The sequence below is a fragment of the Streptomyces sp. NPDC101393 genome, assembly GCF_044767385.1.
Lineage (GTDB): Bacteria > Actinomycetota > Actinomycetes > Streptomycetales > Streptomycetaceae > Streptomyces.
Map to the genome: position 1 here is coordinate 158,542 of NZ_JBIWNU010000005.1, position 26,354 is coordinate 184,895.

The following is a 26,354-nucleotide window of genomic DNA, read 5'->3' on the forward strand; positions in this document are numbered from 1 at the left end:
CGTCACCCACGTCACCAGCCAGCTCAACCCGGCCCCTGACCAGCGGTGACAGCGGTGACGCAGACGGCAAAACCTGCGTCAGCCCACGTCACCCGCGTCACCGGTGACAGAACTCCGCCCCGCCCCGTGACACGCCCCGAGCTGACCGCGTCACCGCATAACCACAGGTCAGAGCCACAAATGACGTGCCTGACGCGATGACGCAGAAATCCACATCTCGGACAGGCGCGGGCCCCAAGAAGCCCCCGAACCAACTCCATTCGCAGTTCCAGCCCTCTTCCGGAGGTCTCAACGTGCTGACCGTCGTCGCGAGCGACCCGCAAGCCCTCACCGTCCCGGAGGTCATGACCGCTCTGAGGTTCAGCCGCAGCAAGGTCTACGACCTGATCCGCTCCGGCACCCTGCCGAGCTTCACCGAGGGCCGCGCCCGTCGCATCCCCCTCGACGCACTCCGCACCTACATCGACAACAAGCTTGAGGAGGCTGCCTGATGGCCAAGAGGCGTGCCAACGGAGAAGGCACCATCACGAAGCGCACCGACGGCCGCTATCACGCAGCCGCGTACGTCTACCGGCCCGACGGCACCCGCGTCCGCAAGTTCGTCTACGGCAAGACGCGCGAGGAGGTGGGCAACAAACTCATCGAACTGCAGGAGAAGACCCGGCAGGGCATCCCGGCCGCCACCTCGGCCATGCCGTTCGGCGACTTCCTCACCTACTGGCTCGCAGCGATCGCCCCCACCCGCCTCAAGCCCGCGACGCTCAACAGTTACGAGGGCCTGTCCCGGCTCTACATCAAGCCCGCCCTCGGCAAGAAGAAGCTCAACCGCCTCTCCCCCACCGACATCCGGCTGTTCCTCGCGGAGTTCAAGGGCGGCTGTCTCTGCTGCCTCCGTGGAGTCGACGCAGCGCGCGCCAAGGAAGACCGGACGTGCTGCGCCGTGAACAAGTGCTGCAAGCGCCGGCCGTCGGCCCGCACCGTCCAGTACGTCCACGCCGTGCTCCGCTCCGCGCTGCAGCAGGCCGTCCGGGAAGAACTCATCGCACGCAACGTCGCCCGCATCGTCGAGACACCCACCGTCGAACGCCAGGAGGTATGTCCGTTGGACGCTGCGGAGGCCAGAATCCTGCTCAGGACGACCCGCAACCACCGGCTCTACGCCCTATGGCTGCTGCTCCTCTCCACCGGCCTGCGGCGCGGAGAAGCCCTCGGACTCACCTGGTCGGACATCGACCTGGAGGCCGGCCAGCTCCGGGTTCGTCGCAACCTCCAGCGCATCAAGCGCGAGCTGCTCTTCGGCACGCCGAAAACGGCACGCTCGCTCCGGACGGTGTCGCTCCCTCGGAAGTGTGTGACGGCCCTCATCGCCCACCAGGCGCAGCAGGAGAAGGAACGAACGGTGGCCGGCGCCAAATGGCAGCCAGTCCCCGGCCACCCGAGCGGCCTGGTCTTCACCACGGCCACCGGCCGGGCCACCGACCCTCGCAGCCTCAACCGGATGCTCACGATCCTGTGCCGGGACGCCAAGGTGCGCCGGGTCCGCGTGCACGACCTCCGGCACACCTGCGCCTCACTGCTGCTGGCCCAGGGCGTCGACCCGCGCACGATCATGGAGACGCTCGGCCACAGCACCATCACCATGACGCTCGACACCTACGCACACGTGATGCAGACCACTCTCAAGGCGGCGGCCGACCGGATGGACGACGCCCTTGGGGTTGACGACCTGGAGGACGACGAGGAGGGGGAGCCGGGCTCTGCGCCGGCCGCGTGACGGGCGTCAGCGTCAGCGTTGATGTCACCTGCTGATGTCAAAGGCCCCCTGGACGATGTCCAGGGGGCCTTTGACCTGTGTGCGCTCGGCAGGATTCGAACCTGCAACCTTCTGATCCGTAGTCAGATGCTCTATCCGTTAAGCTACGAGCGCTTGGCTTTCCGGCGGTTTTTCTTGGCCGGTCGGCGTTGCGAGAACAACATTACATGACCTGCGCCGTGAGGTGAAATCCATTCGCCGGACCGCCTCTGACCTGGGGAAATGGCTCCTCAGGGGGTTCTGGGGAGCTACTCGGGCCAGGCGGAGTCCTCGATGATCCGGACGAAGTTCGGGCGGGTGTAGCCCTCTTCGAAGCGGTCCAGGACGTCGGCCTTCACGTTGCCGAATGTGGTCTGGGGGCGGTGGGCCAGTCCGGCGTGGAAGGCGTGCAGGATGCGCCGCTTGAAGTCGGGGCGGGGGTGGGCGGCGACGATCGCCTCGCGGGTCTTCGGCGGGAGGGTGTCGTAGCCGATGCCCAGGACGTCCAGTTCGACGCCGGCTGTCACGAGCGCCACTTCGGGGGCCATGTGGTGCGGGATCTCCGGGGTGGTGTGCAGGGCGATGCCCTCCCAGACGAGGCGGGCGCGGTCCTCGGGGATGCCGCGGGAGGTCAGGAAGGCCCGCGCCTCGTCGGCGCCGTCGAGCTCGAAGCGTTGCTGGGAGCTGCGGAACTTCCCGGTCAGGCCGAGGTCGTGGAAGAGCGCGCCGACGTAGAGCAGCTCCGGGTCGAAGTCGAGGCGGTGGTGCAGGCCGTGGCGGGCGCCGAAGAGGTAGACGCGGCGGGAGTGGTGGTAGATCAGGTCGTCGGTGACGTCGCGGATGAGTTCGGTGGCCTCCCGGGCGAGCGTGCTGTCCGGGACGGGGATGCCGGGGATATCTGGAATGTCGGAGATGTGAGGGATGTCGGGAGTGATGGGCTCGGGGCGGGGTTGGTGTGTCATGGGTTCAGCGTCGCGCGGGGCGGCGAGCCGCGCCCGGTGTGATCGGGACGGGTGGCCCACAGATGTGGACAAGGCCGAGGGGCGTGGCGCGCGGCGGTCGGTCAGCGGGCCGTGGTGTGGAAGCGGGCGCGGTAGGCGGACGGGGTGACGCCGAAGCGGCGGAGGAAGAGGCGGCGCAGGGATTCGTCGCTGCCGATGCCGGTGCGGCGGGCGGTGGCGGTGACCGATTCGCCGTTCGCGAGGAAGGTCTGGGCGGCCTCCAGGCGTACGGCTTCGACGTAGCCGGCCGGGGTGGTGCCGGTGTGCTCGCGGAAGAGGCGGCTGAGGTGGCGGGTGCTGAGGCCCGCTCGCGCGGCCAGCGGGGCGAGGGAGTGGTCGGCTGCCGGGTCGGCGGCGATCGCGTCCAGGAGGGCGCGCAGGGCGTCGTGGCGGGGCCGCGGGGTGCGGGCGGGCACCGAGAACTGTGACTGGCCGCCCGGCCGCTGCATGAAGACGACCAGGTCGCGGGCCACCTCGCGGGCCAGATCCGGGCCCTCGTCCGCCTCGACCAGGGCCAGCGCGAGGTCGATGCCGGCCGAGACGCCGGCGGAGGTGAAGACGGTGCCGTCCTGGACGTAGAGGGCGTCCGGGTCCACGGAGACGGACGGGTAGCGGGCGGCGAGGGTGCCGGTGTGGCGCCAGTGGGTGGTGGCGCGGCGCCCGTCGAGGAGTCCCGCGTCCGCCAGCGCGAACGCCCCGGCGCAGACCGAGGCGGTCCGGCGGGAGCGGGCGGCGAGGGTGCGTACGGCGTCCGGCAGGCCGGGCGGGAAGCGTCCCTCGGTGAGTTCCTCGGCGCCGGGGACCAGGACGGTGTCGGCCGGAGGGGAGAGGTGGGCGGCGGCGTCGACCGCGAGGCGGGTGCCGGAGGCGGCGGTGATGTCGCGGCCGTCCGGTGAGCAGATGCGGATCTCGTAGTGCCCGCCGAGCCGTGCCGCGGCGCTGAAGACCTCCAACGGGCCCGTCACGTCCAGCAGTCGGGCGCCTTCGAAGGCCAGCATGAGGATGCGGCGGGCGGCCCCGGGAGCGTGAGCGGGCGCGGGGGTGGTCTCGGGCATGGCCCGGAGCGTAGTGCGCGGGGCGGCGGGCCGGCGCGTGCGCGGTGCGCACGGAACGCGTCAGGCCCCGGTCGCGGACGACCGGGGCCTGACAAGAGGAGCGGAGGCGGAGGGATTTGAACCCTCGATGGGGGGTAAACCCCAAACCGCATTAGCAGTGCGGCGCCATAGACCGGACTAGGCGACGCCTCCACACACCCCACGCGCGCAAACGCGCTGTGGTGTGTCCAGATGATGGCACAGCTCTGCGGGCTGTCACCAATCGCCCCCTACCGTACTAGGCGCGCGCACCGGCCCGCAAAGACGTTCCTGCGGCGCAACGTCGGGCCTGTCGGCGCGTTAGGGGTGTCGGGAACGTACGGCAGGACGGCCGTGCGCCCCGGCGTGTACGCACCGCGTACCGCCCCGCACTCGTCTCACTGGAGTCTGTGATGCCGCACCGCCGCCGGACCCCCTTCGCGCCCCGCACCTCCCGCAGGTCCCGCAGGTCCTTCTACGCCGCGGCCGCCACCGCCGCCGTGTCCGTCGTTTCCGCCGTGTCCGCGCTCGCCCTGACGACGCCCGCCGCCACCGCCGCCCCGATCCCGCTGCCCGAGCACCGGACGTTCGCGGCCGGTTCCCTGCTGCCCGTGGGCGACCGGGTCATCGGCGACCGGGTGATCGGCGACCGGGTGATCGGCGTCCTGGCCCCCACCGACCACCTCACGGTCACCGTCACCGACTCCGGTTCGGCGCGGACCGACGGCACGTACGAGCTGTACTGCCACCCCGACGGCGGGAGCCATCGCGCCGCGACCGCCGCCTGCGACGCGGTCGACCGGCAGACGAAGTGGGGAAAGGACCCGTTCGCCCCGGTTCGGCAGGGGGCGCGCTGCACGATGATGTACGGCGGTCCGGCCACCGCGCATGTCACCGGGACCTGGGCCGGACGCCCGGTGAACGCCGACTTCCGGCGCACCAACGGATGTGAGATCAGCCGCTGGGGACGCTTCGAACCTCTGCTCCCGGTGACCACTTCCTGACCCGGTTCGTGGCGGAGTAGCGGGCCAGGTCAGGACGCGGGGCACATGTCCGGCGTGCGGTGAGTCGCACCGGACCGTGGCATTACCTCCTCGTCATCCGCCTCCACGCCTGGGGCAAGTGCCCGTAGACTCCAGACCAGCGATCCGCCACGGTGGGTCGGCAAGGTGCGGTAACAGGGAGGAAGCGTCGTCGTGAGCAGCAGGCCATCCCGAGGCGCTGCTCGCCTCGCAGCCATACTCGACGCCCTCCCGGACGCGCTGTTGCTCGTCAACTGCAACGGCACGGTCGTCAACGCCAACACCATCGCGCTGGAGACCTTCGAGGCGCCGGGCACGGCCCTGGTGGGGCGCGGCCTCCTCGATCTGCTGCCGTCCTTCGACTCCAAGCGCATTCCCGGCTCCATGCGGCGCCGGGACGAGGAGACCGAGGGCCCGCGTACCAAGCCGACCCGCATGGTCGCGCGGCGCACCGACGGCACGGAGCTGCTGGTCGAGGTGACCAGCGCGAATCTTGAGGACGGCCGCACCCCGTACGAGTCCGCCTTCGAGGCCGCGTACGCCGACCACCGGACCGGCTACACCGGCGATGAGCTGCTGATGCTCGTGGTGCGCGACCTGACGGGAACGCTGGACACCGAGACCGAGCTGGCCCGCCAGCAGCGGCAGACCGAGATGATTCTGCGGGCCGCTGCCGAGGGTGTGGTCGGGGTCGACGCGGACGGCAAGGTCGTCCTGGTCAATCCGTCCGCCGCGCAGATCCTGGGCTTCCGGGCGAGCGAGCTGGGCGGCAAGGAGCTGCATCCGCTGATCCACCACTCGCGGGCGGACGGTTCGCCGCTGCCGTGGGAGGACACCCCGCTCGCCGACACCCTCAAGTCCGGGCGCAAGCACCGGGTGCGCGGGCAGGCGCTGTGGGCGAAGGACGGCCGGGCGGTGGCCGTTGACCTGACGACGGCGCCGGTGCGGGACGGCGATCAGCTCGTCGGCGCGGTGATGACCTTCACCGACCGGCGCCCGTATGACGCGCTGGCGGCCCGGCACGCCCAGCTGCTCGCCGTGCTCGACCAGGCGCTGCGCGGCCCGCTGGAGGAGCTGAACGGCGAGCTGAGCACGCTCGCCTCCGACCCCGCCGGGCAGCTGTGGCCCGAGGCCAACCAGATCCTGCACCACCTCGCCGCCGGGCACGCCCGGATGACGACGCTGGTGGACAACGTCCTGAGCTATCAGCGGCTGGACTCCGGCACGGACCGGCTGCATCGCACCAAGGTCTCGCTGGACACCGTCGTCGCCGCGGGTGTGGAGGGCGCGATCGAGCTGATCGGCCCGGGGCGCGCGCAGTTCGCGGTGCACGCGCCGCCGATCGAGGCCACGGTGGACGCCGACCGGATCGCTCAGGCGCTGTCGCATCTGATCGCCGATGTCGCGGGCGTGGACTCGACGGGCCGGATGCCGGTGGGTGACGGCGGCGCGGGAGCCGGCCAGGACGGGCGGGCGGGCGTTGCCCGGATGGGGCCGATTCCCGGTGACTCGACGATCGTGGTGGCGGCGGCGCAGCGCGGCGACGTCGTACGGATCGAGGTGCGCGGGCCGTACGGCGGCGGCGATCCGGTGCACGAGCCGATCGTGCGCGGGATCGTGCGGCAGCACGGCGGCCTGATGCAGACCCACGAGGTGCCTGGCGCGCCGGGCGCGGGCGGCAGCGCGTATGTGCTGGAACTGCCGGTGGCGGCGAAGGGCTCGACGCCGTCCGGGACGGATGAGGGGGCGCAGGCGCCCGGGGCGGACGGGGCTGCCGGGTCGGACGGCTCGGACGGTGCCGGCGAGCGGGTTGACCGGACCGCCGGCGCGGACCGGGCCGACGGGTCGTTCGAGATCACGGGCAATGAGACGACGGTGATGCCGGTACCGGCCGCCCTCGTGCGCGGAACGCAGCACGGTGCGGCCGGGGCGGCGGTCGACCCCGCGGCTTCGGCCGGGGCCGTTCCCCGGAGCGGGCCGGCGTCCGGGGCGACGGGCGACGGGCCGGACGAGGGCCGTGGCGAAGGCGGCGCGAGCACGGAAACGGGCGACGGAGCCGACGGTGGCGCGGGGGTGCCGGCCCAGGCCGGTGGTCCGCAGCCGACCGGGCGGCGGCGTGCCCGGCACTCGGGAGCCGGTGGCGGCGCCGAGCAGGACGCGGGCACGGACGGTACGGCTCCGCACGGCGTGGCCGGTGACGGCCCGCAGGGCGGGACGGGTTCCGGCGCGTCGGACGATGGCCGGGGTGCGCAGCCGCAGCAGGGCGGCGGGCGGCCCGGCGCGGACGGTGCGGGGCTGCCGCCGGGCATGGCGGGCGCCGAGGCCGTACCGCCGAGCGGTCGGCGGCGGGCGCGGCAGGGATCTGCGGAGGGCGGCGCGCTGCCCGCACTGCCTGCCGGTACGTCGGGTACGTCCGGCGCGGGAGATTCCGCGGCCGGGCGGCAGGCGGGGCACGTCCCCGCCGGAGCACAGGCTTCCGTTGCGCAGGCTTCCGTTGCGCGGGCCTCCGGGACGCAGATGTCCGGGACGCGGACCGCCGAGCCGCAGGCTCCGGGCACGGCCCAGCACCCGGGCCAGGGTCAGGATTCAGGGTCGGGTCCGGCGGCCGGTCCCTGGCCGGGCGGGGGTCAGGCGACGGCGCAGCCGAGCGGCCGGCGGGCGCGACGCGCGCTGGCCGAGGCGCCCGAGCGGTCCGCCCAGAACGGCGGGCGTACGCAGGGCTCCGCGGCGACCCCGCCGAACGGGACGAACGATCCGGCAGGCACCCAGCAGTCCGGCGCGCACGGGCTGCGCCCCGGAGCGCAGCAGCAGCCGGCCGGCCCGCGTACCCCCTTCGCGCTGCCGCCCGCCGCCGCCGATCAGACACCGCAGCCGCTCCCGGCGCTGCCCGCGATCGCCGGGCAGGTGCCCGCGCAGACGGCCGGTCCGCAGGACGGCGGCGGTACGGGCCGGCGCCGTGCGCGCCGGCAGGTGGCCGGCGGGACCGCGGAGATGCCCGGCGGTGCGACCGGCTTCGAGTTGGAGGCGGCCGGCAACTCCGGTGCGCCGCAAGGCGATTGGGGCATGGAGCCGACCGGTCAGCGGCGCGCCCGGCGGGCCGCCGCCGAGGAGCGCGCGGCGGCCGCGATGGCCGATTCGGAGGCGTCCGGCACCTTCGTCGCGGGCCCGGAGGGTCTTGTGGCGCAGCCGACGGAGCCGTCCGATGAGACCGGTACGGCGACGGGCACGGCGCCGGGCATCGCCCCCGCTGCGGACTCCGCGACGGCCGCCGCACCCACGGCTGCCGCCCCCGCACCGACGGGCCGGCGGCGCGGCCGCCCCAGCCCGGCCGAGGAGCCCGCTGACCAGCACGCGGCCCGGACCCCGGAGCTCCCCGCCGCCTCCGAGCACTCCGCAGCACAGGACCCGGCAGCACCGGGCGCCACCGCCGTACCCCCGCAGGGCACCGCCCCGGTGCCGCCGCAACGCCAGGCCCCGGCCCGTGCGGCCGCCGCCCGGCAGCCGCTGCCGCCCACCGAGGACGACGGCGGCCCGGCGCAGGACGGCGGGCACGACGCGGGGCACTCGCAGGGGCGGGCGTTCAGCGTGCGCACGCTCGGGCAGGGTGTGCCGTTCGCGCAGCAGATCGCCGACCAGCGGCGTCCGGCGGCGCCCCCCGGCAGCACTCCCCCCGGCGGTACGTCCGCCGGTTCCGGCCGGCGGCGCAAGCTCGCCGCGCCCCCGCAGGAGGGCGAGCGCGGCGCGGCCGCCGACGGCACATCGGGGCCGCACCAGCAGGCGCAGCCGCTGCCGCACCAGGTCCCGCCGCACACCCCGCCCAAGCCGCAGCACCAGCCGCCGGCACAGCCTGCGCCGCAGCCCCACCTGATGGACGCCGGCGAGGGCCGCGCCTTCGCGATCTCCGCGCCCGACGAGGGCAGCGAGGGTCCGGAGCCGCTGGACGGGCCGAATGGCGCCATAGAGGTGATGCACCGTCAACAACCGCCCATGGATGACGAGTTGCCGCCGGAGCCGCTGGACAATCCGCGGCGGCTGCTGGTCTGGCCGGCCCCGGACGTCTCCACCCAGCAGGCGCTGAGCGACCGCGGCTACCGCCCCGTGATCGTCAACTCCCGGGAGGAGGTCGACGCGCAGATCGCGGCGTACCCCGCCGCGCTCTTCGTCGACCCACTGACCGGGCCGATCACCCGCACCGCCCTCCAGTCGCTGCGCCAGGCGGCCGGCGCCGCCGAGGTCCCGGTGCTGGTGACCGCCGGTCTGGGACAGGCCACCCGGGAGGCCGCATACGGCGCCGATCCGGCCGTGCTCCTCAAGGCGCTCGCGCCGCGGGACAGCGAACAGCACCCGCCGCGGGTGCTGTTGATCGAGCAGAACGACGCCATCGCGGGCGCCCTGACCACGTCGCTGGAGCGGCGCGGCATGCAGGTCGCACGGGCCGGTGCCGACACGGACGCGGTCACCCTCGCGACGCAGATGCGGCCGAATCTGGTCGTGATGGACCTGATGCAGGTACGCCGCCGCCGGGCCGGAATCGTCGACTGGCTGCGTGCGAACGGGCTGCTCGACCACACCCCGCTGGTCGTCTACACCTCCGCCGACATGGACCCGGCCCAGCTGCCGCGGCTCGCGGCGGGCGAGACCGTGCTCTTCCTCGCGGAGCGCTCCACGAGCGCCGAGGTCCAGGCCCGGATCGTCGACCTGCTCGCCAAGATCGGCACGAACTGACGGAGGGGCGGGCCGGCCACCCGGCCGCGCCCACCCCTCTTCGTGCCGTGCCCCACAGGGCCGCGCCTCACCCCAGGCGCGTCACGTCCAGCTCCCCGTCCGCGTACTGCCGGCGCAGCACCTTCTTGTCGAACTTGCCCACGCTGGTCTTCGGCACCGCCGGGATCACCGCCCACCGCTCCGGAACCTGCCAGCGCGCGATCCGCTCCCCGAGGAAGGCCTTCAGCTCCTCGTAGCCGAGGGTGACGCCCTCGCGCAGGACCACCGTTGCCAGCGGCCGCTCGCCCCACTTGTCGTCCGGTACGGCGACGACCGCGGCCTCCGCGACATCCGGGTGGGCCATCAGGTGGTTCTCCAGATCGACCGACGAGATCCATTCGCCGCCCGACTTGATGACGTCCTTGGCACGGTCGGTCAGGGTCAGGTAGCCGTTGGGGGTGATGGTGCCGACGTCACCGGTGCGCAGCCAGCCGTCCGGGCTGAACTTGTCCTCGGGGCGCTGTGGTTCGCCCTGCGCCCCGCCGTAGTAGGCGCCCGCGATCCACGGCCCGCGGACCTCCAGCTCGCCGGCCGACTCGCCGTCCCAGGGGAGGTGGTCACCGCCGGGGCCGACCAGCCGCGCCTCGACGGAGGCGGGGAAGCGGCCCTGCGTGGCGCGGTAGGCCCACTCCTCCTCGCCACTCACACCGGCGGGCGGGTGCCCGACGGTGCCCAGCGGTGAGGTCTCGGTCATGCCCCAGGCGTGCACGACGCGGATGCCGTGGCGCTCCTGAAAGCCGCGCATCAGGACGGGCGGACAGGCGGAGCCGCCGATGATGACCGTATGCAGGCTGGCGACATCGCGCTTGGTGCCGTCCAGTTCGGCCAGCAGGCCCTGCCAGATGGTGGGCACGGCGGCGCCGATGGTGGGACGCAGGGTCTCGATCATTTCGGCCAGCGGCCCCGGCTGCAGGAAGCGGTCCGGCATCAGCAGCGACGCGCCGGCCATGAACGCGGCGTGCGGCAGGCCCCAGGCGTTGACGTGGAACATCGGCACGACGGGCAGCGCGATATCGGCGGCGCTGAGTGCGAAGGCCTCGGCGCTGTTGACCTGGAGCGAGTGCAGGAACAGCGAACGGTGGCTGTAGAGAACGCCCTTGGGGTCGCCGGTCGTCCCGGAGGTGTAGCAGAGCGCCGCGGACTGCCGTTCGTCGATCTGAGGCCAGTCGTAGCTCTCCGCCCGGCCGTCGAGCAGCTCTTCGTAGTCGTGCACCCGCGCCGGGGTGTCCGCGAGGAGGGAGCGGTCGCCGGGGCCCACGACGACCAGGTGCTCGACCGTGGCGAGCTGCGGCAGCAGCGGGGCGAGCAGCGGGATCAGGGTGCCGTTGACGAGGAGGACGCGGTCCTCGGCGTGGTTGATGATCCATGACAACTGCTCGGCGGGCAGCCGCAGGTTGAGGGTGTGCAGCACGGCCCCCATGGAGGGGATCGCGAGGTAGGCCTCCAGATGCTCGGCGTTGTTCCACATGAGCGTGCCCACCCGCTCGTCGCCCGTGACGGCGAGTTCGTCGCCGAGCGCGTGGGCCAGCCGGGCGGCGCGGCGGCCGACCTCGGCGAATGTGCGCCGGTGCGGGTCCGCGCCGGTCCAGGTGATGACCTGCGAGTCCCCATGGACCGTCGACCCGTGGGCCAGGATTCGCGAGACCGTGAGCGGTACGTCCTGCATCGTGCTGAGCACCGGGTGCCTCCGCTGTGTTACGGGCGGGTAGTCGTGCAGCGATTGTCGACGCATACCAATCGGTATGTCACGTCCCTGAAGTGTGTTCTTTCCCGCTCGCGGAGGCGTTTGCCCTACCCGGTGCCCCCGTCACACCCGCGGACGCGCGCCCGCCGTGCCCGCGACCGCCTGGAGCACCAGGACCGAGAGGTCGTCCTCGACCGGGCCGGTGCCGAAGTCGTGGGCCGCTCGCCGGACGTGTTCGGCCAGGGCCTTCGCGCCCAGGCCCAGCCCGTCCCGCAGGACGTCGGCCAGGCCGTCGTTGTCGTCCAACTGCCAGGTTCCGCAGCGGCGTTCGGTGACGCCGTCGGTGACGCAGAGCAGCGTCTCGCCCGGTGCGAGGTCGAAGGAGCTGGCCTGGAATTCGGCGCCCTCGTCGATGCCGAGCAGCATCTGCGGATCCGATACCGCCTCCACCCTGCCGTCGACGAAGAGGCGCAGCGGCGGCGGATGGCCCGCGGTGGCCACCGTGCAGTGGGCCCCGGCGACGCCCGGGTCGACCTCCAGCTCCCCGTAGAGCAGGCTCAGGAAGCGGGGCCCGGCCAGCTCGCCGCCGACCTCCACGGCCTCGGCGCTCTCCTCCGCCATGGCGGCGTTCAGCCTGCTGAGCACCGATTCGACGCCGTGGCCCTCGCGGGCCAGCAGCCGCACCAGATGCCGCGCCAGGCCGGTGACGGACATCGCCTCCGGGTCCTTGCCCTGGACGTCCCCGAGCAGGAAGCACCAGCGGCGCTCGCCCATCGGGAAGATGTCGTAGAAGTCGCCGCCGACGGTCTGCCCCTCGCCGTGCGGTTCGTAGACGATCGCCGTGTCGACGCCGATGATGCTGGCCAGCGATGCGGGCAGCTGCCGGCGCTGGAGGGCCCGGCTGATGGTCGTCTGCCGGGTGTACTGGCGGGCGGTGTGCACGGCCTGGGCCACGCGGCGCGCCACGTCCTCCATCATCCGCACCACGGTGTCGGTCATCTGCAGCTGCCCCGCCCGGCCGAGCAGCAGCACTCCCTGGTCCGTGTCGCGGGCGACGAGGGGGAAGGCCAGCGCCGAGCCGCCGGTGTGGTCGGCACCGGCGCTCTCCGGCCAGGGCCACGGGGTGCCCGCGCCGCCGACCCCTTCGGTCGGCGGGTCCCGGTCCAGCTCCGTACGCAGCGGATTGATGCGCCGCTCGTCGACGTGCCAGACGCGGGAGAGCTGCATTCCGCCGCCCTCGGTGTTCAGCCAGATGGCGCACCAGTCGGCGAGCCGGGGGACGAGCAGCTGTGCGGCGAGGGAGGTGACCATGTCCTGGTCGAGCTGTCCGGCCAGCAGCTCGCTGGTCTCGGCGAGGAACGACGGCCCGCCGCGGTCCGCCCACTCGGCGGCGAAGCGGCGCGGGCGGACGCGGGGCGCCCGGCGCTCAAGGGGCACCTTGGGTGCCGGGGCGGCGTGGGCGGGAGCGGAAGCGGCGTCGGCGGCCGGGGACGGCTCGGCCGGGGCGGCGTCGGCCCGGGAGTCGTCACCTCGGGAGCCTTCGCCCGCGGTGGCGTCGGCCGGAAGGGCCGGGGAGGGCGCGGCCGGGGAGGGCGCTGCGGGCGTGCCGGGCGGCGGGCCCGCAGGGGTGTCGTCGGGGGGAGGCTCGGCGGAGGGCTCGGCGGGGGCCTCGGCCTCCAGGCGGAACCAGACCTTCTTCTCCGCCCGCCGGTAGGTCACGCCCCAGGACTCCGCCAGCGCGGTGACCAGCTGGAGGCCGTAGCCGTGTTCCCCGCGCCGGGCGTCCACCCCGCCGCGCACCCTCCTGGCGGGATGCCGGTCCACGACCTCGACGACGACGCCGATGCCGGTGTCCGTAGCGCTGCCGCCGACCGCGCCGGGCCGCTCCTCCAGGCGGCAGAGCACCTCGATGTCGGTGCCCGCGTACATGACGGCGTTGGTGACGAGTTCGCTGGCAAGGAGGACGGCGTCGTCGACGAGTTCCCCCATGGGCCCTTCCGCGGGACTTTTCGCGAGCCCGTCCCCGGGCCCGTCCGCGAGCCCGTCACAGAGTGCGGCGCGCACAAATCGACGGGCCCCGGAGGCTGCCAGCTGGTTCGCCGGCAGGCCCTTCCGGGACACGGATTCGGTCACGGACTCCGTCACGCGAGCGGACGATGTTGCCACTCCGCCCCCTCGATGCGCCTGGGAAGAGGTCAGTGCGAGCAGTATGTGCGAGCGCTTTATACTATGACATACATGCGCATATGGAACGCCGGTGTGTCCAAATGGATCAGTGGGGGGATGGTGTGCCATGGCAGAGGACCCGACCCGGCCTGATTCCCGGCCCGATTCCCGACCCGAACCCCCGCCTGCTCCCCCGCCCGATTCCGGCCCTGCGCCGCCCGGCGGAGCATGGGTCCGCGAGGCCGACCTGCGCCCGCTCCTCACCGCCCTGCACGCCCTCTGCGACGGGGATTTCACCGTCCGGGTGGACGGCGTGGAGGAGGGCGTACCGGCCGAGATGGCGGGCGTCCTCAACCAGATCGTGGCGCGCAACGCGCATCTGTCGTCGGAGCTCCAGCGGGTGCGCCGGGAAATCCTCCGGCAGGGGCGGCTGGACGAGCGGATCACGGCAAGCCCTGGTCAGGGCGGCTGGACGACCAACACCGAGGCCGCCAATACGGTGCTCGAAGCGCTGGTCGTCCCCGTCGCGAAGGCCACCCGGGTGCTCGACGCGGTGGCCGACGGCGACCTGACCCAGCATGTCGATCTGCACGACGGCTCCCGCCAGCTCCGCGGCGATCTGCGCCGCCTGGGCAGCGGCGTGAACCGCATGGTCGACCAGCTCTCACTGTTCACCGGCGAGGTGACCCGCGTGGCCCGCGAGGTCGGCACCGAGGGGCGGCTGGGCGGACGGGCGAAGACGCAGGGGCTCTCGGGTGACTGGCGCCATGTGACGGAGGCCGTCAACACGATGGCGTCGCGGCTGACGGCGCAGGTCCGCGACATCGCGGTGGTGACGACGGCGGTGGCGCGCGGCGACCTGACGCAGCAGGTGACGGTCGAGGCCACCGGCGAACTGCTGGAGCTGAAGCTCACCGTCAACAAGATGCTGGATCAGCTGCGGGCGTTCGCCGACGAGGTCACGCGCGTGGCCCGCGAGGTCGGCACCGAGGGCCAGCTCGGCGGACGAGCCACGGTCAGGGGCGTGTCCGGGGTCTGGAAGGACCTCACCGACAACGTCAACTTCATGGCGTCCAACCTGACCTGGCAGGTCCGCAACATCGCCCAGGTCACCACCGCCGTCGCCAACGGCGACCTCAGCCAGAAGATCACGGTGGATGCGCGCGGCGAGATCCTGGAGCTGAAGTCGACGATCAACACCATGGTCGACCAGCTGTCCGCGTTCGCCGACGAGGTCACCCGCGTCGCGCGCGAGGTCGGCACCGAGGGGCAGCTCGGCGGAAGGGCCCAGGTCAGGGACGTATCCGGGGTCTGGAAGGACCTGACGGAGAGCGTCAACTTCATGGCCGACAACCTGACCTCCCAGGTCCGCAACATCGCCCAGGTCGCGACCGCCGTCGCCGAGGGCGACCTCGGCAAGACGATCACGGTGGAGGCCAAGGGGGAGATCCTGGAGCTGAAGTCGACGATCAACACCATGGTCTCCCAGCTGTCCGCGTTCGCCGACGAGGTGACCCGGGTGGCGCGCGAGGTCGGCACCGAGGGCAACCTGGGCGGTCAGGCGCAGGTCAGGGGCGCCTCCGGGGTCTGGAAGGACCTCACCGACAACGTCAACTTCATGGCCCTCAACCTGACCTCCCAGGTCCGCAACATCGCCCAGGTCACCACCGCAGTCGCCAACGGCGACCTGTCGAAGAAGATCGACGTCGACGCGCGCGGCGAGATCCTGGAGCTCAAGGACACCGTCAACACGATGGTCCAGCAGCTGCGGGCGTTCGCCGACGAGGTGACCCGCGTGGCCCGCGAGGTCGGCACCGAGGGCCGGCTCGGCGGGCGCGCCCAGGTCCACGGCGTGTCCGGGGTCTGGAAGAACCTCACCGACAACGTCAACTTCATGGCCGACAACCTGACCTCCCAGGTCCGCAACATCGCCCAGGTCGCGACCGCCGTCGCCCGCGGTGACCTGTCGAAGAAGATCGACGTCGACGCGCGCGGCGAGATCCTGGAGCTCAAGACCACCATCAACACGATGGTCGACACGCTCTCGTCGTTCTCCTCCGAGGTCACCCGCGTGGCCCGCGAGGTCGGCAGCGAGGGCCGGCTCGGCGGCCAGGCCCGCGTCGAGGGCGTCTACGGGACGTGGAAGCGGCTGACCACCAGCGTCAACGAACTCGCCGGCAACCTCACCACCCAGGTGCGGGCGATCGCCGAGGTCGCGAGCGCCGTCACCTCCGGCGACATGTCCGGCTCCATTTCGGTGGAGGCGGAGGGCGAGGTCGCCGCCCTGAAGAACAACATCAACCTGATGGTCGCGAACCTCCGCGAGACCACCCGCGCCAAGGACTGGCTGGAGTCCAACCTCACCCGTATCGCGGGCCTCATGCAGGGACACCGCGACCTCGTCGAGGTCGCCGACCTGATCCTGCGCGAGCTGACCCCGCTGGTGAACGCGCAGTTCGGTGCCTTCTTCCTCGCCGAGGCGGGCGCCGAGCCCGGCGAGGGGCTGGAGCTGATCGCCGGTTACGGCACGGGGCAGGCCGAAGGGCGCCGCCAGCTGCCCCGGATGCGGCTCGGCACCCCCGGCTGGGGGCTGATCACCCAGGCCGCCATGGAGAAGCGCCGCATCCTCGTCGAGGCCGTACCCCCGGACTACATCAACATCAGCTCCGGCCTCGGCGCCTCGGCCCCGGCCAGCGTCGTCATCCTGCCGGTCCTCTTCGAGGACCAGGTGCTCGGCGTCATCGAGCTGGCGTCGTTCAGCAAGTTCAGCGAGGTCCACCTCGCCTTCATCGACCAGTTCGTGAACACCATCGGCGTCTCCATCAACACCATCATCGCCAACTCCCGCACCGAAGCGCTGCTCTCGGAGTCCCAGCGCCTCACCGCCGAACTGCGCCAGCGTTCTGATGAGTTGCAGCTCACCAACGCCGAACTGGAGGAAAAGGCAGCCCTGTTGGCGACGTCCTCGCAGTACAAGTCCGAGTTCCTGGCCAACATGTCGCACGAGCTGCGCACCCCGCTCAACTCCCTCCTCGTGCTGTCCCGGCTGCTCGCCGACAACCCCGACGGCCGGCTCTCCGGGCAGGAGGTGGAGTTCGCCGTCACCATCCACCGCGCCGGCTCCGACCTCCTCCAGCTCATCAACGACATCCTCGACCTCTCGAAGATCGAGGCCGGCCGGATGGACGTGCACCCCAAGAAGCTGCCGCTGATCAAGCTGCTCGACTACGTGCGGGCGACCTTCCGGCCGCTCTCCAGCGACCGCGGCCTGTCGTTCGACGTCAAGGTCGGCGAGCACGTACCCCGCGAGCTGTTCTCCGACGAACAGCGCCTCCAGCAGATCCTCCGCAACCTGCTCTCCAACGCCGTGAAGTTCACCTCGGCGGGCGGTGTCGAGCTCGTCGTCGAACGCGCTGCCGGGACCGAGTTCACCGAGGAGTCGCTGCGGCACGCCGACGCCGTCATCGCCTTCGCCGTCAAGGACACCGGCATCGGCATCCCGCAGGAGAAGCTCGACGGGATCTTCGAGGCCTTCCAGCAGTCCGACGGCACCACCAGCCGCAAATACGGCGGCACCGGCCTCGGCCTCTCCATCAGCCGGGACATGGCCGACCTGCTCGGCGGCAGCATCACCGCCGAGAGCGAGCCGGGCGTCGGCTCCACCTTCACCCTCTACGTGCCCGCGCACTACTCGGGCCCGTCGGTGGCGCTGGACATGCCCGAGGAGGAGAGGGAGGAGCCCCGCGCGCTCGAACCGCCGGGCGCCTCCTCCGACGAGTCCCCGCACCCGAACCTCGCCGAACAGTTCGCCGCCCAGCCGGAGCCCCTGCCCCAGGCCCCGCCCGAGCCGCTGCCCACGTACCCGGCCTCCGATGCGCTCGGCACCCAGGAGGGCGGCCTGACCCGTACTCCCCCGCCGTCCGCGGACGGCGGGGATGTGACCTGGCCGGAGACGACCCGCCTCAAGGAATGGCTGACCGGGCGCGCCGGACATGTGCTGGCCAACCGCCGGATCCTCATCGTCGACGACGACATCCGCAACGTCTTCGCGCTCACGCACGTCCTCGGCCGGGTCGGCATCAGCGTGAAGTACGCCGAGAACGGCCGCGAAGGCCTTGAGGTCCTCGACCGGGCGCCCGATGTGTCGCTGGTCCTGATGGACATCATGATGCCGGAAATGGACGGTTACGAGATGATCCAGGCGATCCGTCACGCACCGCGCTTCGCGAACCTCCCGGTCATCGCCCTCACGGCCAAGGCCATGCCGGGCGACCGCGAGAAGGCGATCGAGAGCGGCGCCAACGACTACATCCCCAAGCCGGTCGACGTGGATCGCCTGCTGTCCGTCATCTGCCGGCTCCTCGACCCCGCCCCCGAGAGCGACGGGCCCGCCGGCACCGCGGACGTCGTCACCACCGCGAACGCCACCGACATCCCGGACACGACGGAGGTCACGGACGCCAGGGACACCGACGACAAGGGCACGCCGGAGCAACGCTCATGACGACATCAACGCCGGACACCACCTCCAGCATCCTCATCGTCGACGACATGGAGGAAAACCTCGTCGCCCTCGAAGCCGTCCTCGGCTCGCTCGCCCAGGTGGTCCGCGCGCACTCCGGCGAGACGGCCCTCAAGGCGATGCTGCGCCAGGAGTTCGCGGTCGTCCTCATCGACGTGATGATGCCGGGGATGAACGGCTTCGAGACCGCCGCCAACATCAAGGGGCTCGACCAGACCAAGGACGTACCGGTGATCCTCCTGACCGGCGCCGAGGTCGACCCGAACTACGCCTACCGCGGCTACACCGTCGGCGCCGCCGACTTCCTGATCAAACCGTTCGACCCCTGGCTGCTGCGCACCAAGGTCAACGTCTTCCTGGACCTGCACCGCAAGAACCGCCAACTCGCCGCGCAGGCAGAGCAGTTGAAGCGACTGCTGACGGCGGAAGCCCACCCCGGGGAGCCGTCCACCCCCGCCGACACCCCTCGCCTGGCCGATGTCGCCGGCCAGCTGGCCCAGGTCGAACTCCTGTTGCGCGAGACGGACGGCCCCGAACCGGCCGGCCTCGCCGACCGCATCGCCGACCTGGAACAGGCGGTGGAAAGACTGGTCGCGGGGCGGGGCGCCTGAGTTCCGGTCAGGCGGGTGCGGGCCGAAGGCTGACGGGGAACGGGCCGACGGGCTGACGAGGGACCGGGCCGACGGGTCGGAAGCTAAAAAAAACGCGTCGAAGTCGCGGCCCGCTGCTCGTACCATCCCTATCCGTGACGCGCAGCCGACCGGCGCCCCTCCACTCGCCTCCGGCCCCATCCTTGGGGCGGAGAGCGTCGCGTACCCGAGTGCAGGCCGAGCGACCTTTCATGGAATGGATGAGGCGATGATCCCCGCTGACCCGACCGTCGTGCACCCGATGCCCGATCAGCCGCGGGTGGTGCTGCTGAAGCCGCTGGTGACCTCGCCGCTGATCGAGGTCGGGGAGTACTCGTACTACGACGACCCGGAGGACGCGACGGCGTTCGAGACGCGGAACGTGCTCTATCACTACGGGCCGGAGAAGCTGGTCATCGGGAAGTTCTGCGCGCTGGGCGAGGGCGTGCGGTTCCTCATGAACGGCGCCAACCACCGGATGGACGGGCCGTCGACCTTCCCGTTCCCGATCATGGGCGGGTCCTGGGCCGACCACTTCGACCTGATCAGCGGGCTGCCCGGCCGGGGCGACACCGTGGTCGGCAACGACGTGTGGTTCGGCTACCGGGCGATGGTGATGCCGGGCGTACGGATCGGGCACGGCGCGGTGATCGCGTCAGGGGCCGTCGTGGTCGATGACGTGCCGGACTACGGCATCGTGGGCGGCAATCCGGCCAAGCTCCTCCGCACCCGCTACAGCGACGCGGACATCGCCCGCCTGCTGGCCGTCGCATGGTGGGACTGGCCTGCCGAGCACCTCACCTGGCACGTACGGACGGTCATGTCCGGGAGCATCGACGACCTCGAAGCGGCCGGCCGGGCTCTTCGCGCGTGAGTCAGGCCGACAGGCCCAGCTCCGGATCCTCCCGGAGCTTGGCCAGGGCGCGCGAGACGGCGCTCTTGACCGTGCCGACGGAGACCTCCATGACCTCGGCGGTCCGGGCCTCGCTCAGGTCCTCGTAATACCTGAGCACGACCATCGCCCGCTGTCTGGGGGGCAGCCGCATCACGGCCCGCCACATCGCGTCCCGCAGGCCCTCCAGCTCGGCGGGGTCCGGGGCGGGCAGCGGGTCCGGCTCGGGCAGCTCGTCGCAGGCGAACTCCTCGACCTTGCGCTTGCGCCACTGGGACGTGCGGGTGTTGATCAGCGCACGGCGGACGTAGCCGTCCAGGGCGCGGTGGTCCTCGATGCGCTCCCAGGCGACGTACGTCTTGGTGAGCGCGGTCTGCAGCAGGTCTTCCGCGTCGTTGGGATTCGCGGTGAGCGACCGCGCGGTGCGCAGCAGCACCGGCCCCCGGGCCCGTACATAGGACGAGAACGACGGGAACACAGCGGGGCTCGAAGCGCTTGTGCACACTGGCGTGGTCATATCTCCACGCTAGAAGCGAGGGTGGGTCGCGGGGATCGGCCCAAGGTGCCGAAGCGCTCTCCGCCTCAAGTTGTACGGGGGGTGCTGACCCCACCTCCTCAGGGCGGACAGGGGTAGGGGGTGTCCCTGAGGCCCGCCCCCGGAGAGCGGATTCCCCGGCGGGCGGCGGGGGGCCGGTCACGCCCCGGTGGCGGCCTGGTCGCTGTCCGGTGGCCTAACCGTCGTCCCTGCCGAGGATCAGGCCCGAGGTGGGGACGCCGGTGCCCGCGGTGACCAGGACACGGGCGGCGTCCGGGGTCTGGTTGACCGAGGTGCCGCGCAGCTGGCGCACCGCTTCGGCGATGCCGTTCATGCCGTGCAGATAGGCCTCGCCGAGCTGGCCGCCGTGGGTGTTCAGCGGCAGCGTGTCCGCGGCGGTGAAGCCGGCGGCCTCGCCGGGCCCGCAGAAGCCGAACTCCTCCAGCTGCATCAGCACGAACGGCGTGAAGTGGTCGTAGAGGATGGCGACGTCGATCTCGGCGGGCGTGAGCGCCGCCGTGCGCCAGAGCTGCCGGGCGACCACGTTCATCTCGGGCAGGCCGGTCAGATCGTCACGGTAGAAGCTGGTCATCTGCTCCTGGGCGCGGCCCGCCCCCTGCGCGGCCGCGGTGATCACGGCAGGCGGTCGGCGCAGGTCACGGGCCCGTTCGGCGGTCGTCACGACGATCGCCTGGCCGCCGTCCGTCTCCTGGCAGCAATCCAGCAGCCGCAGGGGTTCGGCGATCCAGCGGGAAGCCGCGTGATCGGCGAGGGTGATGGGCTTGCCGTAGAAGTAGGCGGCGGGGTTGCGGGCCGCGTGCCGGCGGTCGGTGACGGCGACATGCCCGAAGGCCTCGGGGGTCAGCCCGTACGTGTGGAGGTAGCGCCGGGCGGCCATGGCCACCCAGGAGGCCGGGGTGAGCAGCCCGTAGGGGAGGTTCCAGCCGAGTGCCGCGCCCTCGGCGGACGGCTCCCGCCGCTGCACTCCGGAGCCGAAGCGGCGGCCGGAACGCTCGTTGAACGCCCGGTAGCAGACGACGACTTCGGCGAGGCCGGAGGCGACGGCCAGGGCCGCCTGCTGCACGGTGGCGCAGGCCGCGCCGCCGCCGTAGTGGACGCGGGAGAAGAAGGACAGCTCGCCGATACCGGCCGCCTGGGCCACGGTGATCTCGGGGCTGGTGTCCATGGTGAAGGTGACCATGCCGTCGACGTCGGCCGTGGACAGGCCCGCGTCGTCGAGGGCCGCGTGCACGGCCTCGACGGCGAGTTTCAGCTCGCTGCGCCCGGAGTCCTTGGAGAACTCGGTGGCGCCGATGCCGACGATGGCGGCCCGGCCGCCCAGGGAATCGGAACGGTGCACGCTCATACGGCACCCTCCCGGGCGGGCACGCCCTCCGCGGCGGCGGGGGCGGACTCCGAGGCGGGGGCGGCCCCCGGTGCGGGTGCGCCCTCCGCCGCCGGGACGGTCACGGTGACCGTCCCGGTGACGTGGTGGCCGATGCCGTTGGCGCCGGTGACGCGTACCTCCACCGTCGTGCCGTGGTCCTGGTCGGCAGGGCCGACCGCGGCGATCTCCCCCGTCAACACCATGGTGTCTCCCGGGTAGTTGGGCGCACCGAGCCGGATGGCGACCTTGCGGAGGACGCTGTGCGGGCCGAAGTGGTCGGTGAGGTAGCGGCCGACGAGGCCGTTCGTCGTGAGGATGTTCATGAAGATGTCGGGGGAGCCCTTTTCCCTGGCGGCCTCGGCGTCATGGTGCACGTCCTGGTAGTCGCGCGAGGCGACCGCCCCGGCGACGATCAGGGTGCGGGTGATCGGGATGCTGAGCGCGGGCAGCTGATCGCCGGTCTTCATACGGTCGCCTCCTTCTCGTTCGCGGACTCATCCCGGGCGAGCAACCGGCCCAGCTCATCGAGGAGTTGCGCACCGCCACCGAGATACGCGGCGAGTTGCCTGCCCCACAGGAAGTGCCGGTGGACGGGGTGTTCGACGTCGGCGCCGATCCCGCCGTGCAGATGCTGGCCGGTGTGCACCACGCGCGTGCCCGCCTCGGCCGCCCACCAGGCGGCGGTCAGCGCATGCGGCGCGGCGTCCAGGCCCGCGTCACGCCGCCAGGCTGCTTCGTAGGTGGTGACCCGGATCGCCTCGGTGTCCATATGGGCGTCGGCGGCACGCAGCAGCACGCCCTGGTTGGCGGAGAGCGGACGGCCGAACTGCTGCCGCTCGGAGGTGTACCGGACGGCGCGGGCGAGCGTGCCCGCGCAGACCCCCGCCTGGAGACCGGCGAAGGCGGTGCGGGCGGTGGCCAGGACGTCGTCGTAAGGGGGCGAGGACATGCGGGCTTCGCCACCGGGCCCGCCGGACCTGCCGGCCCCGCCGCCCAGCGGCTCGGCCGGGGCCGCGTCGAGGGTCAGCCGGCCCGCCGACCAGGGCGCCGTCGTCGCCACCGGTTCGACCCCGACGCCCGGGTCACCGGCCCGTACGAGCCACAGCCGGCGCCCGGCATCCGGGACCAGCACCAGCGTGGCCTCGCACAACCAGGGGACGAGGGGGACCGTCCCGGTCAGCCGGGCCCGGCCGGCGGGCGCTCCCGCACCCGGCGGGGCCGTCTCCCGCACTCCCGGCGGCCCGCCGCCCCGCCCGAACGCGCCGGTCGCCACCTCCGTCCCCTCCCGCAGGCCCGGCAGCAGCCGTTCGCGCTGGTCGGCGGTGCCGTGCGCGGCGAGGGGCAGCAGGCCGAAGGCGCAGGTGGCGACGAGCGGCACCTGCGCGGTCGTACGGCCCTGCTCCTCCAGCAACAGGACCAGTCCCAGCAGCCCGATGTCCTCGACGGCACCCGGCAGCCCGGCCGCGCACAGTGCCTTCCACAGCTCGGTGTCGGCGGCCGCCGGGCCCAGTGCGGCCAGCCGCTCGGGCGTGGACAGGTCGGCGCAGATCTCCGCCGCCAGCCCGCTCGCGGCCCGCTGCTCCTGAGTGGGGGTGAAGTCCATCAGCCCGCGCCCCCTTCGCCGCCGGCCCCGGCCCGGAAGACGGGCAGCAGCAACTCCTCGTCCACCTGCTGGAATTCGAGCCGCACGGGCATCCCGATCCGCACCTCGTCGTACGGCACCCCGACCACCTCGCTGACCATCCGCACCCCTTCGGCGAGCTCGATCAGGCCGACCGCGTAGGGAGGGTCGAAGGCCGGGAAGGGCGGATGGTGCATCACGACATACGAATAGACCGTCCCGGCGCCGCTCGCCTCGACGGTGTCCCATGCGGCGCAGCCGCAGCCGTTGCAGCCCGGAAGCCAGGGAAAGCGCAGTACCGCGCAGCGCGTACAGCGCTGGATCAGCAGGCGGCGGGCGGCGACGCCCGCCCAGAACCCGGCGTTGTCCCGGTTGACGACCGGACGCGGGCGGCGTTCCGCGGGCGGCCGGGGAGGTGCCGCGGCGCCCTCCGACGGAGCGTCCAGCGGGGCGCGCGAGGGGGACGGCGAAGAGGGGTCCGACAGTCGACCGTCCGCTGAACTCCGCCGCGCGGGCGCATACTTGAGGATCCGGAAGCGGTGCGTACCGACCGGCTCCCCCGCCACCCGTATGTCCATCCGCGTGGTGACGAAGTGCCCCGTCCCCAGTTTGGTGGTCTTGCGTTCCGACACCGATTCGATGACCGCGTCGAAGGTCACCCGGTCCCCCGGGCGCAGCGGCCGGAGATACTCCTGCTCGCAGTCGGTGGCGACGACGGAGGTGTAGCCGGCGCCGTCCAGCAGGCCGAACAGCTCGTCGTGCGCCCCCGAGCGGTCGGTGTGGCCGGACAGCCCGCCCATCGTCCAGGCCTGCAGCATCGTCGGCGGCGCGACGGCCTGTGCGCCCCGGTAAGCGGGGTGGGTGTCGCCCATCGCCTCGCACCAGTGCCTGATCATCGGCTCGTTGACGGCGTCCTTCGCCACGCCCTCGGTGGCCGCGGCCCGCCCCTCGAAGGCCTTCAGCCGCTCGTACAGCCGCCGCCCCGACACCTCCTCGCCCCGCTGCTGCCCGTTCACCGGCGTCCCCTCCGCATCCCCAGTCGCATCGTCGCCACGATCTCCCGCTGGACCTCGCTCACGCCGCCCCCGAAGGTGTTGATCTGCGCCGCACGGTTCATCCGCTCCACCTCGCCGTCCCCGAAGGCGCCCGGGGAGGCGGCCCGTACGAGGGCGGCGTCGCCGATCACCTCCTGGCACATCCGGTAGACCTCGACGGTGCTCTCCGTCCCGGCGAACTTCACGCCGGCGGCATCGCCGGGGCTGAGCGTCCCGGCGCCCACGTCGCCGACCAGCCGCCAGTTCAGCAGCCGGGTGGCGGCCAGCCGGGCGTGCGCCTCGGCGAGCCGGGACCGTACCCACGCCTGGTCCGCGGCCCGCTCGCCGGTTTCCGGGTCCGGGGTGCGGGCGTACGCGAGCGCCGCGTCGAGGGCGTCCTCCGCCTGCATGCCGAGGGCGGCGAGGGCGACCCGCTCGTGGTTGAGCTGGTTGGTGATCAGCCCCCAGCCGGCGTTCTCCTCGCCGACGAGGTTCCCGGCCGGGACGCGGATGCCGTCGTAATACGTCGCCGTGGTGGTCAGCCCGCCGACCGTCTCGATCGGGGTCCACGAGAAGCCCGGCGCGTCGGTCGGCACGAGGAGGATCGAGATGCCCCGGTGTTTCGGCGCCTCGGGATCGGTGCGGCAGGCCAGCCAGATCCAGTCCGCCTGCTGGGCGTTGCTGGTGAAACTCTTGCTGCCGTCCACCAGCCAGTCGGCCTCCGCCCCCGCGGCATCCCCCACCGCCCGGCCGCCCCCCGCCCCCCGGCCGTCGCTCCTCCCCTCGCCACCCGCCACCCTCACCGCCCGGGTACGGAGCGAGGCGAGGTCGGTGCCGGCGTCCGGCTCCGTGTAGCCGATCGCGAAGACGAGGTCGCCGCTGAGGATGCGCGGCAGGAAGTAGTCCTTCTGCCGCCGGGTCCCGTATTTCATCAGCGTCGGGCCGACGGTGTTGAGGGTGACCATCGAGACCGGCGCGCCCGCGCGGTACGCCTCGTCGAAGAACACGAACTGCTCGTCGGGGCCGCGCCCCTGGCCTCCGTACTCCGTCGGCCAGCCCAGCCCCAGCATGCCGTCGGCGCCGATCCGGCGGAGCAGCGCACGCTGTCCGGCGGCTCCCTTGATCGGCCCGTGCGGTAGCAACTCCCGGAAGTATGCACGGAGTTCGCTGCGCAACCGCTGCTGGCGCGCGGTGGGGGCGAGGTGCACGTCAGCGGCCTACCCTTCTGCGGGGTCCGTCCCGTGCGCACGAACGGGACGTCCCGGGTACACGACTTCGGGAGACGTCCCGGGCGCACGAACGAGCGCGAGGGTTTCTGACTGTCCGTCAGAAACCCTCGCGCTGTCAAGGCCGGCGCGGTGAACCCCAGAGCGCCCCAACGCCCCCACGCCGTGCCTCGAATCCCACCCCCATCCGTCGATCAGCTACCGGTCACCTGTCGGCCGATGGCCGTTCCACCACCGCTCCCCATGCGGCGGGGTACGTCACCAGAGGTGGGTGAAGTTGACGGTGGTCTCGTCCTGGTCGATGTGCGTGAAGCCGGAGCCGTTCACGCTCGCCGTGTTGTTCTTGTTCGACGCGCCCGGCCCATTGGCCACCTGCTGGGTGGTGGTCGAGTTGCCGTGGTTGCTGCCGCCGACGCCGGTGCCCGACTGGCTTGTCGACGCCGCGCTCGATCCGTTGCTCGCGAAGCCACCGTTGTCCGCCTGCGCCACGCCGACGCAGAGTGCGGCCGCGAACGGCAGTGCGGCGGCGACGGCAATGACGCGGGCAATACGGGTGCGTGCCATGTTTCTTCCTCCTACGGAAACCAACGGAACACGTTCTGGATCTGCCGACTCCACACAATCGCCGGGCCTGTCGGGGCCCCTGTGGAGCTTGCGGAGAGTGCGAATGCTGTGGAAGCCCAGCAACCGCCTGGCCGAACTCCTCCCCAATGCTTGGCAGTTGACGGATGCCCGCCCCCTGGTGCTTCCTCTCTCGGCGTCGCGAACTCAGGATTGCCCAACGAATCCCCGGCAAATACGTGCCGAAGGGTCGATTCCCTCGCAAGCATGAGGAACCCCGGGTAAACCCGAACCCACGCCCCGGCGCCCCCTTTCGCGCCCCCCTTGGCGCCCTCGCACTTCCGACCACGCCGACCGGGAGCCGCGCCGCCCCCGACCACCGCGAAGCGAGCACCACCCCCTGCACCCCAGGCACCCCAGGCCCCTCCGGCTCCCGGCCCGCCCC

The 26,354-nt window shown here is 72.3% G+C and carries 18 protein-coding genes and 2 tRNA genes; 7 read left to right on the forward strand and 13 right to left on the reverse strand.

The features are described 5' to 3' along the window. Positions 1-197: 197 nt before the first annotated feature. Positions 198-491, forward strand: a complete 294-nt coding sequence (locus tag ACIRQ7_RS17630; protein ID WP_404263349.1) for a helix-turn-helix domain-containing protein — start codon at positions 198-200, stop codon at positions 489-491. After that, complete coding sequence (locus tag ACIRQ7_RS17635) at positions 491-1,774, forward strand: tyrosine-type recombinase/integrase (protein ID WP_404263351.1); 1,284 nt, start codon at positions 491-493, stop codon at positions 1,772-1,774. Before ACIRQ7_RS17630 ends, ACIRQ7_RS17635 begins: the two co-directional genes overlap by 1 nt. Positions 1,775-1,854: 80 nt before the next feature. On the opposite strand, the gene ACIRQ7_RS17640 is transcribed toward ACIRQ7_RS17635, so the two are convergent. From ACIRQ7_RS17640 to ACIRQ7_RS17655, 4 genes are all read right to left on the reverse strand, one after another. Next, positions 1,855-1,927: transfer RNA gene (locus tag ACIRQ7_RS17640), tRNA-Arg, on the reverse strand. A 134-nt stretch (positions 1,928-2,061) separates the two neighbouring features. Then, on the reverse strand, positions 2,062-2,754 hold the full coding sequence (locus ACIRQ7_RS17645; RefSeq protein ID WP_404263352.1) for an HD domain-containing protein: 693 nt from the start codon (positions 2,752-2,754) through the stop codon (positions 2,062-2,064). A 101-nt stretch (positions 2,755-2,855) separates the two neighbouring features. Continuing rightward, positions 2,856-3,848 carry a GlxA family transcriptional regulator gene (locus ACIRQ7_RS17650; protein WP_404263353.1) on the reverse strand — a complete coding sequence of 331 codons (993 nt, stop codon included), beginning with the start codon at positions 3,846-3,848 and terminating at the stop codon, positions 2,856-2,858. 101 nt (positions 3,849-3,949) lie between these two features. Beyond that, positions 3,950-4,040, reverse strand: a tRNA-Ser gene (locus ACIRQ7_RS17655). A 239-nt stretch (positions 4,041-4,279) separates the two neighbouring features. Here ACIRQ7_RS17655 and ACIRQ7_RS17660 point away from each other — a divergent pair. Continuing rightward, the gene (locus tag ACIRQ7_RS17660; RefSeq protein WP_404263355.1) at positions 4,280-4,870 is read left to right on the forward strand and encodes an SSI family serine proteinase inhibitor; all 591 of its coding nucleotides are present in this window, start codon (positions 4,280-4,282) and stop codon (positions 4,868-4,870) included. Positions 4,871-5,062: 192 nt separating this feature from the next. Continuing rightward, the gene (locus ACIRQ7_RS17665) at positions 5,063-9,613 is read left to right on the forward strand and encodes a PAS domain-containing protein (protein WP_404263357.1); all 4,551 of its coding nucleotides are present in this window, start codon (positions 5,063-5,065) and stop codon (positions 9,611-9,613) included. 67 nt (positions 9,614-9,680) lie between these two features. On the opposite strand, the gene ACIRQ7_RS17670 is transcribed toward ACIRQ7_RS17665, so the two are convergent. Both ACIRQ7_RS17670 and ACIRQ7_RS17675 read right to left on the reverse strand, forming a co-directional pair. Beyond that, positions 9,681-11,330, reverse strand: a complete 1,650-nt coding sequence (locus ACIRQ7_RS17670) for a long-chain fatty acid--CoA ligase (RefSeq protein WP_404263359.1) — start codon at positions 11,328-11,330, stop codon at positions 9,681-9,683. A gap of 129 nt (positions 11,331-11,459) precedes the next feature. Further along, positions 11,460-13,325 carry a SpoIIE family protein phosphatase gene (locus ACIRQ7_RS17675; RefSeq protein WP_404263361.1) on the reverse strand — a complete coding sequence of 622 codons (1,866 nt, stop codon included), beginning with the start codon at positions 13,323-13,325 and terminating at the stop codon, positions 11,460-11,462. 304 nt (positions 13,326-13,629) lie between these two features. On the opposite strand from ACIRQ7_RS17675, the gene ACIRQ7_RS17680 reads away from it, so the two are divergent. The 3 genes from ACIRQ7_RS17680 (at position 13,630) to ACIRQ7_RS17690 (ending at position 19,527) form a co-directional block, all read left to right on the forward strand. After that, entirely contained in the window at positions 13,630-18,006 is a 4,377-nt protein-coding gene (locus ACIRQ7_RS17680) for a HAMP domain-containing protein (RefSeq protein WP_404263362.1), read from the forward strand. Next, complete coding sequence (locus tag ACIRQ7_RS17685; RefSeq protein ID WP_404263364.1) at positions 18,003-18,635, forward strand: two-component system response regulator; 633 nt, start codon at positions 18,003-18,005, stop codon at positions 18,633-18,635. The genes ACIRQ7_RS17680 and ACIRQ7_RS17685 overlap by 4 nt, the downstream gene beginning before the upstream one ends. A 235-nt stretch (positions 18,636-18,870) precedes the next feature. After that, positions 18,871-19,527 (forward strand): CatB-related O-acetyltransferase, encoded by a 657-nt coding sequence (locus ACIRQ7_RS17690; protein WP_404263366.1) that lies wholly within the window; start codon positions 18,871-18,873, stop codon positions 19,525-19,527. A gap of 1 nt (position 19,528) precedes the next feature. Here the strand turns inward: ACIRQ7_RS17690 and ACIRQ7_RS17695 are convergent, their stop codons facing one another. The 7 genes from ACIRQ7_RS17695 to ACIRQ7_RS17725 all read right to left on the reverse strand — a co-directional run bounded on the left by ACIRQ7_RS17695 (position 19,529) and on the right by ACIRQ7_RS17725 (position 25,912). Further along, a complete protein-coding gene (locus tag ACIRQ7_RS17695) occupies positions 19,529-20,062 on the reverse strand; it encodes a SigE family RNA polymerase sigma factor (protein ID WP_404263367.1) in 534 nt (177 codons plus the stop codon). A gap of 214 nt (positions 20,063-20,276) precedes the next feature. Beyond that, positions 20,277-21,446, reverse strand: coding sequence for a lipid-transfer protein (locus ACIRQ7_RS17700; protein ID WP_404263368.1), 1,170 nt, complete (start codon positions 21,444-21,446; stop codon positions 20,277-20,279). Beyond that, complete coding sequence (locus tag ACIRQ7_RS17705) at positions 21,443-21,934, reverse strand: MaoC/PaaZ C-terminal domain-containing protein (protein ID WP_404263370.1); 492 nt, start codon at positions 21,932-21,934, stop codon at positions 21,443-21,445. Before ACIRQ7_RS17705 ends, ACIRQ7_RS17700 begins: the two co-directional genes overlap by 4 nt. Then, positions 21,931-23,070: an acyl-CoA dehydrogenase family protein gene (locus ACIRQ7_RS17710; RefSeq protein ID WP_404263372.1), complete on the reverse strand. Its 1,140-nt coding sequence runs from the start codon at positions 23,068-23,070 to the stop codon at positions 21,931-21,933. The genes ACIRQ7_RS17705 and ACIRQ7_RS17710 overlap by 4 nt, the downstream gene beginning before the upstream one ends. Continuing rightward, positions 23,070-24,104, reverse strand: a complete 1,035-nt coding sequence (locus ACIRQ7_RS17715; RefSeq protein WP_404263374.1) for a bifunctional MaoC family dehydratase N-terminal/OB-fold nucleic acid binding domain-containing protein — start codon at positions 24,102-24,104, stop codon at positions 23,070-23,072. Before ACIRQ7_RS17715 ends, ACIRQ7_RS17710 begins: the two co-directional genes overlap by 1 nt. Further along, entirely contained in the window at positions 24,101-25,330 is a 1,230-nt protein-coding gene (locus tag ACIRQ7_RS17720) for an acyl-CoA dehydrogenase family protein (protein WP_404263376.1), read from the reverse strand. Before ACIRQ7_RS17720 ends, ACIRQ7_RS17715 begins: the two co-directional genes overlap by 4 nt. A gap of 276 nt (positions 25,331-25,606) precedes the next feature. Continuing rightward, the gene (locus ACIRQ7_RS17725; RefSeq protein ID WP_401464730.1) at positions 25,607-25,912 is read right to left on the reverse strand and encodes a hypothetical protein; all 306 of its coding nucleotides are present in this window, start codon (positions 25,910-25,912) and stop codon (positions 25,607-25,609) included. Positions 25,913-26,354 lie beyond the last annotated feature (442 nt).

Coding starts and splice junctions, on each gene's coding strand:
- ACIRQ7_RS17650 (WP_404263353.1), bottom strand. CDS start 3,848: ATGCCCGAGACCACCCCCGCGCCCGCTCACGCTCCCGGGGCCGCCCGC.
- ACIRQ7_RS17645 (WP_404263352.1), bottom strand. CDS start 2,754: ATGACACACCAACCCCGCCCCGAGCCCATCACTCCCGACATCCCTCAC.
- ACIRQ7_RS17635 (WP_404263351.1), top strand. CDS start 491: ATGGCCAAGAGGCGTGCCAACGGAGAAGGCACCATCACGAAGCGCACC.
- ACIRQ7_RS17700 (WP_404263368.1), bottom strand. CDS start 21,446: ATGAGCGTGCACCGTTCCGATTCCCTGGGCGGCCGGGCCGCCATCGTC.
- ACIRQ7_RS17705 (WP_404263370.1), bottom strand. CDS start 21,934: ATGAAGACCGGCGATCAGCTGCCCGCGCTCAGCATCCCGATCACCCGC.
- ACIRQ7_RS17660 (WP_404263355.1), top strand. CDS start 4,280: ATGCCGCACCGCCGCCGGACCCCCTTCGCGCCCCGCACCTCCCGCAGG.
- ACIRQ7_RS17680 (WP_404263362.1), top strand. CDS start 13,630: ATGGCAGAGGACCCGACCCGGCCTGATTCCCGGCCCGATTCCCGACCC.
- ACIRQ7_RS17675 (WP_404263361.1), bottom strand. CDS start 13,325: ATGGGGGAACTCGTCGACGACGCCGTCCTCCTTGCCAGCGAACTCGTC.
- ACIRQ7_RS17630 (WP_404263349.1), top strand. CDS start 198: ATGACGCAGAAATCCACATCTCGGACAGGCGCGGGCCCCAAGAAGCCC.
- ACIRQ7_RS17690 (WP_404263366.1), top strand. CDS start 18,871: ATGGATGAGGCGATGATCCCCGCTGACCCGACCGTCGTGCACCCGATG.
- ACIRQ7_RS17685 (WP_404263364.1), top strand. CDS start 18,003: ATGACGACATCAACGCCGGACACCACCTCCAGCATCCTCATCGTCGAC.
- ACIRQ7_RS17695 (WP_404263367.1), bottom strand. CDS start 20,062: ATGACCACGCCAGTGTGCACAAGCGCTTCGAGCCCCGCTGTGTTCCCG.
- ACIRQ7_RS17710 (WP_404263372.1), bottom strand. CDS start 23,070: ATGGACTTCACCCCCACTCAGGAGCAGCGGGCCGCGAGCGGGCTGGCG.
- ACIRQ7_RS17725 (WP_401464730.1), bottom strand. CDS start 25,912: ATGGCACGCACCCGTATTGCCCGCGTCATTGCCGTCGCCGCCGCACTG.